This is a genomic window from Mesorhizobium sp. M1A.F.Ca.IN.020.03.2.1, assembly GCF_004023205.1.
Taxonomy (GTDB): Bacteria; Pseudomonadota; Alphaproteobacteria; order Rhizobiales; family Rhizobiaceae; genus Mesorhizobium.
In genome coordinates this window covers 1-15,829 of record NZ_RZSV01000132.1, presented here as the reverse complement: position 1 = coordinate 15,829, position 15,829 = coordinate 1, and the positions used below count along the sequence as shown (strand labels likewise).

16 protein-coding genes and 1 tRNA gene are annotated in these 15,829 nt (G+C 62.7%); 13 read left to right on the top strand and 4 right to left on the bottom strand.

The annotated features are described in order from the left end of the window. The 9 genes from glpD to EOA79_RS20110 all read left to right on the top strand — a co-directional run. Window positions 1–994: glycerol-3-phosphate dehydrogenase (glpD, locus tag EOA79_RS20150; protein ID WP_128293200.1), on the top strand; the 994-nt coding region annotated here is incomplete at its 5' end. A 39-nt stretch (window positions 995–1,033) separates the two neighbouring features. Continuing rightward, window positions 1,034–2,113, top strand: a complete 1,080-nt coding sequence (locus EOA79_RS20145) for an ABC transporter ATP-binding protein (protein WP_095825324.1) — start codon at window positions 1,034–1,036, stop codon at window positions 2,111–2,113. 10 nt (window positions 2,114–2,123) lie between these two features. Continuing rightward, window positions 2,124–3,191: an ABC transporter ATP-binding protein gene (locus tag EOA79_RS20140; protein WP_095825325.1), complete on the top strand. Its 1,068-nt coding sequence runs from the start codon at window positions 2,124–2,126 to the stop codon at window positions 3,189–3,191. After that, window positions 3,192–4,058 (top strand): sugar ABC transporter permease, encoded by an 867-nt coding sequence (locus EOA79_RS20135; protein WP_066992534.1) that lies wholly within the window; start codon window positions 3,192–3,194, stop codon window positions 4,056–4,058. It begins immediately after the preceding gene. Window position 4,059: 1 nt separating this feature from the next. Further along, a complete protein-coding gene (locus EOA79_RS20130; protein ID WP_066992537.1) occupies window positions 4,060–4,968 on the top strand; it encodes a carbohydrate ABC transporter permease in 909 nt (302 codons plus the stop codon). Window positions 4,969–4,971: 3 nt separating this feature from the next. Next, on the top strand, window positions 4,972–5,259 hold the full coding sequence (locus tag EOA79_RS20125; protein ID WP_067319787.1) for a DUF2160 domain-containing protein: 288 nt from the start codon (window positions 4,972–4,974) through the stop codon (window positions 5,257–5,259). A gap of 77 nt (window positions 5,260–5,336) precedes the next feature. Next, complete coding sequence (locus EOA79_RS20120) at window positions 5,337–7,067, top strand: ABC transporter substrate-binding protein (RefSeq protein WP_066992542.1); 1,731 nt, start codon at window positions 5,337–5,339, stop codon at window positions 7,065–7,067. Between the two features lie 90 nt (window positions 7,068–7,157). Next, window positions 7,158–8,651 (top strand): glycerol kinase GlpK, encoded by a 1,494-nt coding sequence (gene glpK, locus EOA79_RS20115; protein ID WP_128293198.1) that lies wholly within the window; start codon window positions 7,158–7,160, stop codon window positions 8,649–8,651. A 32-nt stretch (window positions 8,652–8,683) separates the two neighbouring features. Continuing rightward, entirely contained in the window at window positions 8,684–9,163 is a 480-nt protein-coding gene (locus EOA79_RS20110; RefSeq protein ID WP_067319793.1) for a DUF6882 domain-containing protein, read from the top strand. A 67-nt stretch (window positions 9,164–9,230) separates the two neighbouring features. Here the strand turns inward: EOA79_RS20110 and EOA79_RS20105 are convergent, their stop codons facing one another. Beyond that, window positions 9,231–9,686: a BA14K family protein gene (locus tag EOA79_RS20105; RefSeq protein ID WP_095777749.1), complete on the bottom strand. Its 456-nt coding sequence runs from the start codon at window positions 9,684–9,686 to the stop codon at window positions 9,231–9,233. Between the two features lie 284 nt (window positions 9,687–9,970). Here EOA79_RS20105 and EOA79_RS20100 point away from each other — a divergent pair. The 4 genes from EOA79_RS20100 (at window position 9,971) to EOA79_RS20085 (ending at window position 12,672) form a co-directional block, all read left to right on the top strand. After that, window positions 9,971–10,046, top strand: a tRNA-Lys gene (locus EOA79_RS20100). Between the two features lie 471 nt (window positions 10,047–10,517). Further along, a complete protein-coding gene (locus EOA79_RS20095; RefSeq protein ID WP_067319800.1) occupies window positions 10,518–11,057 on the top strand; it encodes a J domain-containing protein in 540 nt (179 codons plus the stop codon). A 183-nt stretch (window positions 11,058–11,240) separates the two neighbouring features. Next, window positions 11,241–11,426 (top strand): hypothetical protein, encoded by a 186-nt coding sequence (locus EOA79_RS20090; RefSeq protein ID WP_066992556.1) that lies wholly within the window; start codon window positions 11,241–11,243, stop codon window positions 11,424–11,426. A 100-nt stretch (window positions 11,427–11,526) separates the two neighbouring features. Further along, window positions 11,527–12,672: a hypothetical protein gene (locus tag EOA79_RS20085; RefSeq protein WP_095800784.1), complete on the top strand. Its 1,146-nt coding sequence runs from the start codon at window positions 11,527–11,529 to the stop codon at window positions 12,670–12,672. 33 nt (window positions 12,673–12,705) lie between these two features. On the opposite strand, the gene dprA is transcribed toward EOA79_RS20085, so the two are convergent. From dprA to EOA79_RS20070, 3 genes are read right to left on the bottom strand one after another with little or no spacing between them, the layout of a single operon-like run. Beyond that, window positions 12,706–13,833: a DNA-processing protein DprA gene (gene dprA, locus EOA79_RS20080; protein ID WP_095825355.1), complete on the bottom strand. Its 1,128-nt coding sequence runs from the start codon at window positions 13,831–13,833 to the stop codon at window positions 12,706–12,708. Further along, complete coding sequence (plsY, locus tag EOA79_RS20075) at window positions 13,830–14,411, bottom strand: glycerol-3-phosphate 1-O-acyltransferase PlsY (RefSeq protein WP_067319814.1); 582 nt, start codon at window positions 14,409–14,411, stop codon at window positions 13,830–13,832. Before plsY ends, dprA begins: the two co-directional genes overlap by 4 nt. A gap of 55 nt (window positions 14,412–14,466) precedes the next feature. Continuing rightward, window positions 14,467–15,753, bottom strand: coding sequence for a dihydroorotase (locus tag EOA79_RS20070; protein ID WP_095825356.1), 1,287 nt, complete (start codon window positions 15,751–15,753; stop codon window positions 14,467–14,469). Window positions 15,754–15,829 lie beyond the last annotated feature (76 nt).

Here is a 15,829-nt window from a genome sequence, read left to right as displayed (position 1 = left end):
GGTCAGCGCGCGCCGCGAGAGCGGGCTGTGGACGATCAAGATCCAGAACGTGCTGACCGGCGAGATCGAGGAAGTCCGCGCGCGTCTTCTCGTCAACGCCGCCGGGCCGTGGGTCGATCAGGTATTGGCAAAAACCGTCGGCCAGAACGATGTGCACAATGTTCGGCTGGTGCAGGGCAGCCACATCGTCATCGGCAAGAAGTTCGACGATCCGCGCGCCTATTTCTTTCAGAACAAGGACGGACGCATCATCTTCGCCATTCCTTACGAAGAAGAGTTCACGCTGATCGGCACCACCGACCGCGACTTTCCCGGCGATCCGCATGAGGAGAAGATCAGCGATACCGAGATCGACTATCTTTGCGCCGCCGCGAGCGAATATTTCGCCCAGCCGGTCAAGCGTTCGGACATCGTCTGGACCTATTCGGCGGTGCGCCCGCTTTATGACGACGGCGCCTCGAAGGCGCAGGAGGCGACGCGCGACTATGTGCTGAAGGCCGATGGCGGGGAGGGTGCCGCCCCCTTGCTCAACGCCTTCGGCGGCAAGATCACCACGTTCCGCCGGCTGGCGGAATCGATGTTGGAGAAGATCGAAGGCTTTCTCGGCAAGCGCGGCAAGCCATGGACCGCCAACGCGCCGCTGCCCGGCGGCGATTTTCCGGCGACCGGGTTCGACGAGCAGGTATCGAGGCTCAAGAACGCCTATCCGTTCCTCGACCAACGGCTGGCACGCAGGTTGACCCGGCTTTACGGCACGCGCGCGGAGAAGCTGCTTGGCCTCGCCAAGTCGAATGCCGATCTCGGCCGCAATTTCGGTGCCGACCTCTACGAAGCCGAGGTGCGCTACCTGGTCGAGAACGAGTGGGCGATCACCGCCGAGGACGTGCTGTGGCGCAGGACCAAACGCGGCCTGCATTTCAGCCGCGAGCAGACGGCGGCATTGGAAGAATTCATGCGCGGGTTAAGCAGCCGCCATGTCGCCGCGGCGGAATGAGGATCGAGCGCTGATGCGCAAGGCCTGGGAGGAGGCGTGATGCTGGAATTGAGGAACGTGACGAAGACGGTCGGCGCGCAGGAGCATATCCGCGACGTGTCGCTGACGCTTCAGCACGGCTCGCTGAATGTCCTGCTCGGGCCGACGCTTTCCGGCAAGACCAGCCTGATGCGGCTGATGGCCGGGCTCGACGCGCCAACTTCCGGCTCGGTCTGGTTCGACGGCAAGGACGTCACCGGACAGCCGGTGCAGAAGCGCAACGTCGCCATGGTCTACCAGCAATTCATCAACTACCCGGCGATGACGGTGTACGAGAACATCGCCTCGCCGCTTCGGGTTGCCGGCATCGAACAGGCCAGGATCGACAAGGAGGTGCGCAACGCTGCGGCACTTCTCAAGCTCACGCCCTATCTCGACCGCACGCCGCTCAACCTCTCGGGCGGCCAGCAGCAGCGCACGGCGCTTGCCCGCGCCATCGTCAAGAACGCCAGCCTGGTGCTGCTCGACGAGCCGCTCGCCAATCTCGACTACAAGCTGCGCGAGGAGTTGCGCGCCGAATTGCCGAAGATTTTCGCCGCGGCGGGCACGATCTTCGTCTATGCCACGACCGAGCCGCACGAGGCGCTTTTGCTCGGCGGCAACACCGCGACGCTTTCGGAAGGTCGCGTCACGCAGTTCGGCCCAACCGTCGAGGTTTTCCGCAAGCCGGTCGACCTGGTGACGGCGCGGACCTTCGCCGACCCTCCGCTCAACACCATTGTGCTCGCCAAGAAGGGATCGGACTTCCTTCTCGAAGGAGGCGTGAAGCTGCCGGTGCCGCCCGAACTGCTCGGCATTCCGGATGCCAGCTACACGATCGGCTTCCAGCCGCACCATTTGTCGCTGGAGCGTCCCAACCCCGGCGCCGTGCCGGTGCGGGCCAAGGTCACCATCACCGAGATCACCGGCTCGGAAAGCTTCGTCCATCTCGACTTCGCCGACGCGCGCTGGGTGATGCTCGCGCACGGCATCCTCGATTTCGAGACCGACGACGAGGTCGAGGTGTTCATCGACCCGCGCCACATCATGGTCTTCGACCAGAACGGCCGCGCGGTGACTGCGTCGAAGCTGGCGGCTTGAGGAGGGAGCGATGGCACGCATCGACGTCAACCACATCCGCCACTCCTACCTGACCAATCCAAAGAAGGATTCGGATTTCGCGCTGAAGGAAGTGCATCACACCTTCGAGGACGGCGGCGCCTATGCGCTGCTCGGGCCGTCCGGCTGCGGCAAGACCACCTTGCTCAACATCATCTCGGGGCTGCTCTATCCCTCGCACGGCCAGCTCCTGTTCAACGGCCGGAACGTGACCAATCTGTCGACGCAGGAGCGCAATATCGCCCAGGTGTTCCAATTCCCGGTCATCTACGACACCATGACCGTCTACGACAATCTGGCCTTTCCGCTGCGCAACCGCCGCGTGCCGGAGGCCGATGTCGACCGCAAGGTGCGCGAGACGCTCGACATGATCGATCTCGCCTCGATGGCGAACCGGAAGGCGCGCCGGCTGACCGCCGACCAGAAGCAGAAGATCTCGCTCGGTCGAGGACTAGTGCGCTCGGACGTCAACGCCATCCTGTTCGACGAGCCGCTCACCGTCATCGATCCGCATATGAAATGGGTGCTGCGTTCGCAGCTGAAGCAGCTGCATCGCCGGTTTGGTTACACCATGGTCTATGTCACGCACGACCAGACCGAAGCGCTGACTTTCGCCGACCGCGTCGTGGTCATGTATGACGGCGAGATCGTGCAGATCGGCACGCCGGCCGAGCTGTTCGAGCGGCCGCGCCACACCTTCGTCGGCTATTTCATCGGTTCGCCGGGCATGAATGTGCTCCCGGTTGCGCTCGAAGGCAGGACGGCGTTGCTCGGCTCGCAGCGCATCGAACTGCCGGGCGCACCCAAGGCCGAAGCCGGTCCCGTCGAGCTCGGCATCCGTCCCGAATATGTCCGGCTCGGCCGCGAAGGCATGGCGGTTTCCGTCAGCAAGGTCGAGGATGTTGGCCGCCACAAGGTGGTTCGCGCCAATCTCGAGGGCAAAGAGATCGCCGCCGTCATCGGCGAGGACGATGAGGTGCCGACCGAACCCAGGGTCCGCTTCGATCCGGCCGGCATCAACATCTATGCCGATTCATGGCGCGTCGAGATGGGGGCGTAGATGGAAAAGACCTGGAACAACAAAGCCTGGTTCCTCGTCCTGCCGGTGTTGGTGCTGGTGGCCTTCTCGGCCGTCATTCCGCTGATGACCGTCGTCAACTATTCGGTGCAGGACACGTTCGGCAACAATGTCTTCTTCTGGGCCGGCACCGAGTGGTTCGAGGAGTTGCTGGCGTCCGACCGCTTCTGGGAAGCGATGGCGCGCAACCTGATCTTCTCCTTCATCATCCTGGCGATCGAGGTGCCGCTCGGCATCTTCATCGCGCTCAACATGCCGAAGAAGGGATGGGGCGTGCCGGTCTGCCTGGTGCTGATGGCGCTGCCGCTACTCATCCCATGGAACGTTGTCGGCACGATCTGGCAGGTGTTCGGCCGCAACGACATTGGCCTGCTCGGCTACTACGTCAACGCATTCGGCATCGACTACAACTATGTCCAGGATCCGATCGACGCGTGGGTCACCGTCATCATCATGGACGTGTGGCACTGGACGAGCCTGGTCGTGCTGCTCTGCTATGCCGGCCTGGTTTCGATCCCGGACGCCTTCTACCAGGCGGCCAAGATCGACGGCGCCTCGCGCTGGGCGGTGTTCCGCTACATCCAGTTGCCGAAGATGCAGCGCGTGCTGCTGATCGCGGTGCTGCTGCGCTTCATGGACTCCTTCATGATCTATACCGAGCCCTTCGTCGTCACCGGCGGCGGTCCCGGCAATTCGACCACGTTCCTGTCGATCGACCTCGTCAAGATGGCGCTCGGTCAGTTCGATCTCGGTCCGGCGGCGGCCATGTCGCTGGTCTATTTCCTGATCATCCTGTTGTTGTCGTGGGTGTTCTACACCGTGATGACCAACTACGACGCGGAGCGCTGAGATGGCGAGCGCAAACGAGACGACACGCGTAAGCGAAGCGGCGGTCACCGAGGTAGGCAGCACCCTTTCGCAGGACGAGGTGGCGAAGCTGATGCGGCGCCGGGGCGAGGAATCGCGCTGGTGGTGGATTGTGCCGACACTCTACATCGTCGTGCTGCTGCTGCCGATCTACTGGCTCATCAACATGAGCTTCAAGACCAATGCGGAGATCGTCTCGTCGCTGACGTTGTTCCCGCACAATCCGACGCTGGCAAACTACCGCACCATCTTCACCGATGCGTCCTGGTATTCGGGCTACATCAATTCGATCACCTATGTGGTGATGAACATGGTGATCTCGGTGGCCGTGGCGCTGCCCGCGGCGTACGCCTTCTCGCGCTACCGCTTCCTCGGCGACAAGCACCTGTTCTTCTGGCTGTTGACGAACCGCATGGCGCCGCCGGCGGTGTTCGCCCTGCCGTTCTTCCAGCTCTATTCGGCCTTCGGCCTGATCGACACGCATATCGCGGTGGCGCTGGCGCACTGTCTGTTCAACGTGCCGCTGGCGGTGTGGATCCTGGAAGGCTTCATGTCCGGGGTGCCGAAGGAGATCGACGAGACCGCCTATATCGACGGCTATTCCTTCCCGCGCTTCTTCGTAAAGATCTTCATGCCGCTGATCGCGAGCGGCATCGGTGTCGCCTGCTTCTTCTGCTTCATGTTCTCTTGGGTGGAGCTTTTGATCGCCCGAACGCTGACGACGACCGACGCCAAGCCGATCGCGGCCACCATGACCCGCACCGTCTCGGCCGCCGGCATGGACTGGGGGCTGCTCGCCGCAGCCGGCGTGCTGACGCTGATCCCCGGCGCGCTCGTGATCTGGTTTGTGCGCAACTATATCGCCAAGGGCTTCGCCCTGGGGAGGGTGTGATCGATGAACCTCGACTTCTCCTGGATGGCGTGGACGTTGCCGACAGCGGCTTTCTTCGGAACCGTATTGCTGCTGCTGGTCGGCATGGCGGCCTGGGAATATGCCTCGCCCGGCGGCAATCCGCGGGTCGGGATCCTGCGCTTCGAAACGACGCGCGGCGACCGCCTCTTCCTGTCGCTGCTCGGCAGCGCCTTTATCCATCTCGCTTGGCTGGGTCTCGTTGGACCCAACCTGTGGTGGGCTCTCGCTCTCTCCGTGGTCTACGCGATCGGCGTATTCCGATACGTATAGAGGGGGAAATAGTTGGAGCGGCCGCGTGCCGGCAGCCGCTCCAGATCGCACTTGCAACCTAAGACTGGAGGAAACACATGCGACGGCAAATTTTTACATCAACGACAGCCATTGCACTATTGCTGGGCGTAGGTAACGCCTATGCCGGTATGGACGAGGCAAAAGCCTTTCTCGACAAGGAGATAGGTGATCTGTCGACGCTTTCGCGCGCCGATCAGGAAAAGGAAATGCAGTGGTTCATCGACGCAGCCAAGCCGTTTGCCGGCATGGACATCAAGGTCGTGTCGGAAACCATCGCCACCCATTCCTATGAATCGCAGGTGCTGGCGCCGGCCTTCTCGGCCATCACCGGCATCAAGGTCACCCACGACACGATCCAGGAAGGTGATGTGGTCGAGAAGATCCAGACCCAGATGCAGACCGGTCAGAACCTCTATGACGGCTGGGTCAACGACTCCGACCTGATCGGCACGCACTGGCGCTACCAGCAGGTGCGCAACCTGACCGACTGGATGGAAGGCGACGGCAAGGACGTCACCAATCCGAATCTCGACCTGAAGGACTTCATCGGCACCTCGTTCACGACGGCGCCCGACAAGAAGCTCTATCAACTGCCGGACCAGCAGTTCGCGAACCTCTACTGGTTCCGCTACGACTGGTTCAACGACGAGAAGAACAAGGCCGACTTCAAGGCCAAGTACGGCTACGACCTCGGCGTTCCCGTCAACTGGTCGGCCTATGAGGACATCGCCGCGTTCTTCACCGGCCGCGAAATCGATGGCAAGAAGGTCTACGGCCACATGGACTACGGCAAGAAGGACCCATCGCTCGGCTGGCGGTTCACCGACGCCTGGCTGTCCATGGCCGGCAACGGCGACAAGGGCATTCCGAACGGCCTGCCGGTCGACGAATGGGGCATCAAGGTCGACGAGAATTCGCGGCCCGTGGGCTCCTGCACCGCGCGCGGCGGCGACACGAATGGTCCGGCTGCCGTCTACTCGATCCAGAAATACCTCGACTGGCTGAAGGCTTACGCTCCGGCCGAAGCGCAGGGCATGACCTTCTCCGAATCCGGCCCGGTTCCGGCGCAGGGTGGGGTGGCCCAGCAGATCTTCTGGTACACCGCTTTCACCGCCTCGATGGTCGACGCCAGCGCCAAGGCGGTGCTGAACGACGACGGCACGCCGAAGTGGCGCATGGCGCCGTCGCCGCACGGCGTCTACTGGAAGGACGGCATGAAGCTCGGCTACCAGGACGTGGGTTCCTGGACGCTGATGAAGTCGACGCCGACCGACCGCGCCAAGGCCGCCTGGCTTTACGCCCAGTTCGTCACCTCAAAGACCGTCGACGTGAAGAAGAGCCATGTCGGCCTGACCTTCATCCGCGAGAGCACGATCCACGACAAGAGCTTCACCGAGCGCGCTCCGAAGCTCGGCGGCCTGATCGAGTTCTACCGCTCGCCGGCCCGCGTGCAGTGGTCGCCGACCGGCACCAACGTGCCCGACTATCCGAAGCTCGCTCAGCTTTGGTGGCAGGCGATTGGCGATGCGTCGTCGGGCGCCAAGACCGCGCAGGAAGCGATGGACTCGCTTTGCGCCGAGCAGGAAAAGGTCATGAGCCGCATCGAAAAGTCGGGCGTCCAGGGCGATATCGGCCCGAAGATGGCCGAAGAGCATGATCTCGAATACTGGAACAAGGACGCGGTCTCGAAGGGCAACCTTGCGCCGCAGTTGAAGATCGAGAACGAAAAGGAAAAGCCGATCACCATCAACTACGACGAGTTGGTGAAGAGCTGGCAGCAGCAGTAACTGCATGACGCAGGCCCGCGAGCCTGTGTAGGAAATGCAGGGGAGGCGGCTTGGCCGTCTCCCCTGTTGCATGAGAAGTGGAGGGACGGAATGAGCGGTTTTGTGCTGGCCATCGACCAGGGAACGACCTCGACCAGGGCGATCGTCTTCGACAGCGAAATGAAAGTCGCCGGCACGGGCCAGCAGGAATTCACGCAGCATTATCCGGCTTCCGGCTGGGTCGAGCATGATCCGGAAGACATTTGGGCAAGCGTGCTCGCGACAGTGAAGGCGGCGCTGAAGGTTGCCGGTTGCGCAGCATCGGATATGGCCGCGATCGGCATCACCAACCAGCGCGAGACGGTGGTCATCTGGGACAAGGCGACGGGAAAACCGATCCACAACGCGATTGTGTGGCAGGACAGACGAACCGCGCCGCTTTGCCAGAAGCTCAAGAAGCAAGGGCTGGAGAAGACGTTCACGAAAAAGACCGGGTTGCTGCTCGATCCCTATTTTTCCGGCACCAAGATCGCCTGGATGCTGGACAAGGTGAAGGGCGCGAGAAAGCGCGCCGAGAAAGGCGAATTGCTCGCCGGCACGATCGACAGTTTTCTCATCTGGCGCCTGACCGGCGGCAAGGTACACGCCACCGATGCCACCAACGCCTCGCGCACGCTGGTCTACAACATCGAGAAGAATGTCTGGGACGACGAGCTGCTGTCCATCCTGAACATACCGGCCGCGGTCCTGCCGCAGGTGAAGGACTGCGCCGATGATTTCGGTGTCACAGAAAAGAGCCTTTTCGGCGCCGAGATGAGGATTCTCGGGGTCGCCGGCGACCAGCACGCAGCGACCATCGGCCAGGCCTGTTTCGAGCCGGGCATGATGAAGTCCACCTACGGCACCGGCTGCTTCGCGCTGCTGAACACCGGCGCCGATCTGGTGCGCTCGAAGAACCGGCTCTTGACCACCATCGCCTATCGGTTGAACGGCAAGACCACCTATGCGCTGGAGGGCTCGATCTTCATTGCGGGTGCCGCCGTGCAATGGCTGCGCGACGGCATCAAGGTGATCGGCAAGGCCGAGCAGAGCGGCGCGCTGGCGGCGACCGCCGATCCGGCGCAACAAGTCTATCTGGTGCCGGCCTTTGTCGGCCTGGGCGCGCCGCACTGGGACGCGGATGCCCGCGGCGCGATCTTCGGCCTGACGCGCAATTCAGGCCCGGCCGAGTTCGCGCGCGCGGCGCTCGAATCCGTCGCCTTCCAGACGCGCGACCTGCTCGACGCCATGCGCAAGGATTGGAAGGGCGCTTCCGCCAAGACCGTGCTGCGGGTCGACGGCGGCATGGTCGCATCGGATTGGACCATGCAGAGGTTGGCCGACATCCTCGACGCGCCGGTCGATCGGGCGACCATCCTGGAAACGACCGCGCTGGGTGCCGCCTGGCTTGCCGGATCCAAAGCCGGCGTGTGGCCGAAGGCGAAGGAGTTTGCCAAGACCTGGGCTCTCGATAAGCGCTTCAAGCCGGATATGGACGCCGCCACCCGTTCCGCCAAGCTGAGTGGCTGGCGCGACGCAGTGCGCAGGACGCTGAGTGTGCAATGAGGGGCGCGGGAGACACGGCAAGGCGAGGGGGCATGAAGCATCCGGACTGGTACCCCGCATGGCGTGACGAGGCTTTCGACCAACTGAACGCCAAGAACCATCGTTTGGAGGATGAATTCCGCCTCGGCAGCTGGCAGCGCTACGACTATGACTTAACCACCGGAAAACTGCTTTTTTCGGCAGATGGTGTCGTCAAGGTGGTCGCTCACATACAGATTGCCGGCTCTACAAGCGCCAAGGCGGACAACTGGCTATGGGCTTGGGCAAATTCAAATTTGCCGGGCGATCTTCTCAGCGACGCCAAGCTGGTTCGGTCATTCGGCGAGGAGAAGGGCATAGACGAACTGGCGCAGGCTTATGTGCTCGACGTGGCCGATGACCTCGAAGCGCTTGGTTGGGGACTGACCGGTGCCATGGTTCGGATTTGCAACGCGCTCGGAGCCTATCGCTCACCCCGAGGGGAAGGCGGGGGCCTGTACCTGATATTGAAAAGCGTCAACTGGGCCAGCTGAACGAACAGAGAGCCCGTGCCTTGCGGCACGGGCTCGGTCAACGACCCTGGATACTGACTGGAGGCTGTCAGTAGGGCGAAACGCACTGCTGACGCGGGCCGTTGTAGGGCTGGAAAGTGTTGTCCGAGGCGCGATAAGACCGATAACGGTCATAGCACCACTGCACATGCGCATCGCCGCCACGATAGACGCGGTTCTGGCTGTTGATGATGGCGCCGGTAATCAGCGCGCCGGTGGCGAAGGCAGCGAGCGGGAACCAATAATCGCCATGCCGGCGATAGCCGCGGCGATATTCACGGTAGCCGCGATGGCCATTCCAGTAGACGACGCCGTCGCGACGCGAGAAATCGCGGTTGAAGCTGCGGTGTCGTCTCCAATCCCGATACTGCACGGTCTGGACATCCGACCAGAGGCCCTGGGATTGTGGCACATAAGCTGGCTGAGCGTTGACCGGCACCACCTCCGCCGCGATGAACGACGCCGAGAGGGCGGCTGCCATCAGGCCTGATGCGATCCTTTTCATCGATGTACTCCTCAAGGGTTTGGTAATCGTCCCTGTGTTGCGAAACGGGTCTGGGTTGCAATGGTTCCCGCTTCCCCATCAACCTGTTGTTATCGTAGGGCTTTCTGAAGCAGCCCGGGTCCGGGTGATTGGCGGAGGCACCGAAAGCTTCTCCCGGGCATCTTAACCGCTCCTTTGGAATCCGTTCAAAATCCGCCTTGGAAGCTGGTGTTTTTCCGGTTGACCGGTCGCGGCACTCTCCCTATGTTCCGCGCAATTTCGAGGGCGGTGTTTTGAGCCCGCGGGAGCGCGTAGCTCAGCCGGTAGAGCAACTGACTTTTAATCAGTAGGTCATGGGTTCGAATCCCATCGCGCTCACCAAATTTCCAACCCATTTCAACGAGATAAGGTTTCAACTTCGAGACGGCAGACCGCTTCTCACGCCCCGGCTTATCTGTGGCTGCCAGATTCGTGATTGGCACCGAGAAAGCCCGGCAGCCGAAACGACCCGACCAGGTGGCATTTGGTCTTCCTGTCTCGTTTCAGGACGGGAATGCTTGGCATCGGCTTTGCACCGCAGACATGGCCGGTTTGATCCCCGGCAGCTCGTCGGGCTTGAAGGCCGTTGTTGGGGGCCTCGCCCGGCGAGTTCTTCCCAAAGCGACCCTGTCGGCGCCGCTGCTGCCTTCCGCGTAGGCTCAACAGCCTTCCGTGAATTCTGACTGCCAGGTTCCGCAAGATCGCTTGCGGCGAGTCCCTCATGCTCGGTATGCGGCTTGCGCGGGCAGGACGGTTGCGCGATGCTGCCGTTGGGGAGTGGTGTCGCAATATCGATTCTGTGGAATCACCACTATGTTCGTTGACTACTATGAGCTGCTCGAGATCAGCCCGAACGCGAATTCGGAAACGATCGAGCGGATATTTCGTTACTTTGCCATGCGCTACCATCCCGACAATCGGGATACCGGCAATGAGTCACGCTTCAGCGAAATCGTAGAAGCCCATAATACGCTCAAGGATCCAGTCAAACGCGCCCAATACGATGTCCAGTATAGAGACCATCTGAGCGTTCGCCGCGAGCTCGCCGAAGAAGCCAGCGATGCCAAAGGGCTTGAACGGGACGTTGTCATCCAGGCCAAGCTGCTGTCGCTTCTCTATGTAAAACGTCGACAGGACGTCAACAATCCTGGCATCGGCGATGAAGAGCTCGAACGCTTGTCGGGCTGCCCGCGAGAACATCTGGAATTTCATCTTTGGTATCTGAAGGCAAAGAGCTGGATAGCAAGGATCGAAAACGGGATGTTCGCGATCACCGTAGACGGCATCGATCGCGCCAATTCAGAGCATCGCCGTGAAACCGTCGCAACCAGGCTGCTGGATCATGCAACTTGACGATGCCCTCTAATACTGCCGGCTGATCGGTTGCTTTTACATTCGCGAATGCTTGTGTTCGAATTCGCCGGGGCCATGGTTGCCCGGCGAGTAGGATCGATCCGGTGTGGGCCGGCCGCGCCATGCCTGGTTCCGTGCAACCTGGCAGGTAGCGTCAGGATGGCGGCCCAAGGGGAGGATAAATTGCCCGAGAAGAAGGTGATTGCCGTCAAAGACTGGACTTGCGCCATGAGTGACGAACTCGGCCGCGTGGCCCTGACCGTCAATCCGACAGACGGTGAGCCGATCCTGGTCTTGCTGACGATCTTTCAGGCGGCAAAGATGGGGCGCGAGCTGCAGTCGCCGAAACGCGTTCAGTTTTCCATCTAACTGGGGATCGAGACGTCGGCAAAGGCTGGAGCGGCACCCCAACCTTGTCGCCAGGCGGGGTGGCGGCTAAGCTCGATCCTTCCCGAAGGAGAGCTCGACCATGGCACTTGACCTTTCGGTGGATGCTTCAGCCGCTAAAGCGGCGACGCTGCCTGGCAAATATCTGTTTGGCCCGGTCGCCGATTTCCTCATGCTCGGCGGCAGCGCGTTTCTGATCCTGCCCATCCTGTTCCTGGTGCCGCTCGAATATGAAGGCCTCGTCGCTGCAACCATGGTCGTCGTGGCATATCTGGTCAACTACCCCCACTTCGCCCACTCGTACCAGATTTTCTATCGCAATTTCGGGCGCAAGGTGAGGGGCAACGGATACGAGAAGAGCCTGCAGCTTCGCTATATTTTCGCGGGCATCGTCGTCCCCCTGATCATGGCCGCGTTCTTTGCATATGGCGCGGCAAGGGCGGACACTCGGCTGCTGGGATACGCAGCCAACGCCATGTTCTTCTTCGTCGGTTGGCACTACGTCAAGCAAGGCTACGGCATGCTGATGGTCGACGCCGTGCTGAAGCGTAAATTCTTCGACGATCGTGACAAGAAGGTGCTGCTGGTCAACAGCTATGTCGTGTGGATCCTGGCATGGCTCCAGACGAACACGGCGGTGACCCAGGGGAAATATTACGGCCTGGAATATTACACATTCGCGGTCCCTTCCTGGATAACCAACATTGCCCTGCTGGCGGCCGTCGCCTCGACGGCGGCCACGGTTCTGATGCTGATCAACCGCTGGCACAGAAATGGTCATGCGCTGCCGTATAACGGCATCGTAGCCTATGTCGCGTCGCTCTATCTGTGGATCCTGATTGCGAGGATAAACCCGCTCTGGCTGCTAGTGGTGCCGGCGCTCCATTCGCTGCAGTATCTGGCCGTGGTCTGGCGCTACCAGACGAACGTCGAGCGCGACGTCGCGGATGCCGCACAAAATCCGCAACCGAAGGTACTGTCCTTTCTCGGACCTCTCTACAGGCTTAGGGTTCTGGGATTCATCGTCGGGGGTGGTGCGCTCGGATATCTCGGCTTCTGGCTTATGCCGATGGCGATGACTGCCTTGATCCCCTACGACAAGCAAGTCCTCGGGTCCTCGCTGTTCTTCTTCATCGTGCTGATCTTCATCAACGTGCACCACTATTTTCTGGACAACGTGATGTGGCGCCGAGGCAATCCTGAAGTGTCCAAATATTTGTTCCGCTAACGCTGAAGCCGCAGGTCGGAGCAGCAGCCGGGTTCACGCCACCAGCGACACGTTCCCGCCGGCATGGCGCTCGAGGCGTCCGGCGAGGTCGAGCTCCAACAGCACCATGGCGATCTGCGCGGCGCTCAAGCCTGTGTGGCGGATGATCTCGTCGACCGCGATCGGCGTCGGGCCGAGCGCTTCCAGCACGTCGGCGCGTTCGTCGTCGCCGGGCGGCGGCATTGCCGACAAGTCGGGCGCCTCGGCGAGCGGCATGGTCCTTGGCGGGCGAGTGCCAGCCAGCGGTGCCAGCGCGCCCAGAATGTCGGCCGCTTCGGTGACGAGCGTGGCGCCGTCCTTGAGCAGCGCATTGCTGCCGGCGGCACGCGGGTCGAGCGGCGAGCCCGGAACCGCGAAGACCAGTCGGCCCATCTCGCCGGCCAGCCTGGCGCTGATCAGCGAACCCGAGCGCTGTGCGGCTTCGACCACGACGAGCCCGAGCGCAATGCCGGCGACGAGGCGGTTGCGGCGCGGGAAATCCTGCGCTCGCGGCTGCCAGCCGAAGGGCATTTCCGAAACGATGGCGCCGCCGCGCTCGGCGATGTCGTCGCACAGACCGGCATTTTCCGGCGGGTAGGGCACATCGAGGCCGCCGGCCAGCACTCCGACCGTGCCGGTCGAAAGGCTCCCCTGATGCGCCGCGGTGTCGATGCCGCGTGCGAGGCCGGAGACGATGGCGTAGCCCTCGCGACCGAGGTCGCTCGCCAGCATTCTCGCCATCTTGATGCCGGCGAGCGAGGCGTTGCGGGCGCCGACGATCGCCACCGCAGGGAGACGGAACACCGCGCCTTCACCCTTCACCGCCAACAGCGGCGGCGGGTTGTCCAGGGTCTTCAGCAAAGCGGGATAGTCTGCTTCGCCGATGCCGACGAACCGGGCGCCGGCGCGCCGGGCCGCTTCCAACTCCGCCTCGGCTTCGCCGGCGGAGGGAATGCGAGCGATGCGGTTGGCGCCGCCCGAGATCATCAGCTCGGGCAGCATTTCGAGCGCGGCTTCGGCCGAGCCGAAGCGATTGATCAGTTCGCGAAAAGAGGCAGGGCCGACGTTCGGCGTGCGGATCAGGCGAAGCCAGGCAAGCCGTTGCCGCTCGCTAAGGCGCGGGCCGGTGACCGGAGCACTCACCCCTTCGCCCCGATCTTGCCCTCGGTGCCGGCGAGCAGCCGCGAGATGTTGGCGCGGTGCTTGACGAAGACGATCAGGCTCATCAGCGCGAACAGGCCGGCGATCTGAGGCGTGCTGATGAAGTAAAGCGCGATCGGCACGACCACCGTCGCCGCGAGCGCCGCGAGCGAGGAGTAGCGGAACAGGAAGGCCATGGCGAGCCAGACAACGGCGAAGACAACCATGCCCTGCCAGGCAAGCCCGAGCAGCACGCCGAGGTAGGTGGCGACGCCCTTGCCGCCCTTGAATCCTAGCCAGACCGGAAAGAGATGGCCGAGGAAAGCGCCGAAGCCGGCGAGCAGTCCGAAGTCCGGCGAGAAATGTCCGGCGATCAGCACTGCCGCGGTGCCCTTCAGCGCATCGAGCAGCAGCGTCGCAGCGGCGAGCCCCTTGTTGCCGGTGCGCAGCACATTGGTCGCGCCGATGTTGCCTGAACCGATCTGGCGGACATCGCCGAGACCGGCCGCGCGGGTAATCAAAAGCCCGAACGGGATCGAGCCGAGCAGGTATCCGAAGATCAGTGCGAGCCCGTAACCCATTGTCCCCCACCTATTTCAGCCGATCCAGCTGCTTCCGGCTTTGGTCGATTGATGTTCAGGCCGAAAACACTGTGCGGCCCGCTACCATGGTTTGCAAGACTTTGCCCTGAAGGCGCGCGCCTTCGAAACAGGTGTTCTTCGACCGCGAGTGCAGGCCGCTCTCGCTGACGATCCAGGGCTCGTCAAGATCGACCAGCGCAAGATCGGCCGCGGCACCCGGCTTCAGCGTGCCGCCGGGCAGGCCGAACAGTCTTGCCGGCGCGGTGGACAGGGTCTCAACCAGCCTGAGCAGCGGCACATCGCCATTGTGGTAGAGCCGAAGTGCTGCGCCAAGCAGCGTCTCCAGCCCGATCGCCCCGGCGGCGGCATCCGCGAAAGGCAGTCGCTTGGTATCGACATCCTGCGGGTCGTGCGAGGAGACGATGAGATCGATCGTGCCGTCCTTGATCGCCTCGACCATCGCCATCCGGTCGTCCTCGGCGCGCAAGGGCGGGGTGAGCCGGAAGAAGGTGCGGTATTCGCCGACATCGTTCTCATTGAGCGACAGATTGTGGATGGCGACGCCCGCCGTGACATTGGCGCCGTCGGCCTTTGCCCGGCTCACCGCGCCAACCGCCATCGCAGTCGAGATCTTGGCGGCGTGATAGGCGCCGCCGGTCAGCCGCGCCAGCGCCAGGTCCCGCTCCAGCGGGATGAGCTCGGCCTCGCGCGGGATGCCGGAAAGGCCGAGCCAGCTCGCATAAAGGCCCTCGTTCATCACGCCGGCCGAGGCAAGGTCGGCATCCTGGGTTTCATGCGCGATCACGCTACCGAAATCGCGGGCATAAGTCAGCGCGCGGCGCATGACCAAGGCGTTGGCGATCGTGTGTCGACCATCGGTGAAGGCCACGGCGCCGGCTTCGCGCAGCAGGCCGAACTCGGTCATCTCGCGGCCGTCGAGACCCTTTGTGATTGCCGCCGCTGGGAAGATGTTGACGCTTGCGGTGTCCCTTGCCGTGCGCAGCACGAATTCGACCAGCGCCACATTGTCGATCACCGGATTGGTGTCAGGCATCATGACGATGGAGGTGACGCCGCCGCCTGCCGCAGCGACGCTTGCCGAGGCGATGGTCTCGCGGTGCTCACCGCCGGGTTCGCCGATGAAGACGCGGGCATCGATGAGACCCGGAATGATCGTCTTGCCGGCGCAGTCGATGACGACAGCGCCTTCGGGCGCGCCCTGGTTCAGCGCCGCCTTGCCGGCGGCGGCGATCCGGCGGCCGTCGACGATTACCGCACCGATCTCGTCGACACCGCGCGAGGGGTCGACGATGCGGGCCTTGTTGAAGACCGTCACGCTCATGCGCCGCGTCCCTCCTGGTTGCGACGCGGGTCTAACAGCGCTTGCATAACCGCCATGCGCACGGCTACGCCCATCT

Coding starts and splice junctions, on each gene's coding strand:
- EOA79_RS20120 (WP_066992542.1), top strand. CDS start 5,337: ATGCGACGGCAAATTTTTACATCAACGACAGCCATTGCACTATTGCTG.
- EOA79_RS20145 (WP_095825324.1), top strand. CDS start 1,034: ATGCTGGAATTGAGGAACGTGACGAAGACGGTCGGCGCGCAGGAGCAT.
- EOA79_RS20070 (WP_095825356.1), bottom strand. CDS start 15,753: ATGAGCGTGACGGTCTTCAACAAGGCCCGCATCGTCGACCCCTCGCGC.
- EOA79_RS20125 (WP_067319787.1), top strand. CDS start 4,972: ATGAACCTCGACTTCTCCTGGATGGCGTGGACGTTGCCGACAGCGGCT.
- EOA79_RS20140 (WP_095825325.1), top strand. CDS start 2,124: ATGGCACGCATCGACGTCAACCACATCCGCCACTCCTACCTGACCAAT.
- EOA79_RS20130 (WP_066992537.1), top strand. CDS start 4,060: ATGGCGAGCGCAAACGAGACGACACGCGTAAGCGAAGCGGCGGTCACC.
- EOA79_RS20110 (WP_067319793.1), top strand. CDS start 8,684: ATGAAGCATCCGGACTGGTACCCCGCATGGCGTGACGAGGCTTTCGAC.
- glpK (WP_128293198.1), top strand. CDS start 7,158: ATGAGCGGTTTTGTGCTGGCCATCGACCAGGGAACGACCTCGACCAGG.
- plsY (WP_067319814.1), bottom strand. CDS start 14,411: ATGGGTTACGGGCTCGCACTGATCTTCGGATACCTGCTCGGCTCGATC.
- EOA79_RS20105 (WP_095777749.1), bottom strand. CDS start 9,686: ATGAAAAGGATCGCATCAGGCCTGATGGCAGCCGCCCTCTCGGCGTCG.
- EOA79_RS20135 (WP_066992534.1), top strand. CDS start 3,192: ATGGAAAAGACCTGGAACAACAAAGCCTGGTTCCTCGTCCTGCCGGTG.
- EOA79_RS20095 (WP_067319800.1), top strand. CDS start 10,518: ATGTTCGTTGACTACTATGAGCTGCTCGAGATCAGCCCGAACGCGAAT.
- EOA79_RS20085 (WP_095800784.1), top strand. CDS start 11,527: ATGGCACTTGACCTTTCGGTGGATGCTTCAGCCGCTAAAGCGGCGACG.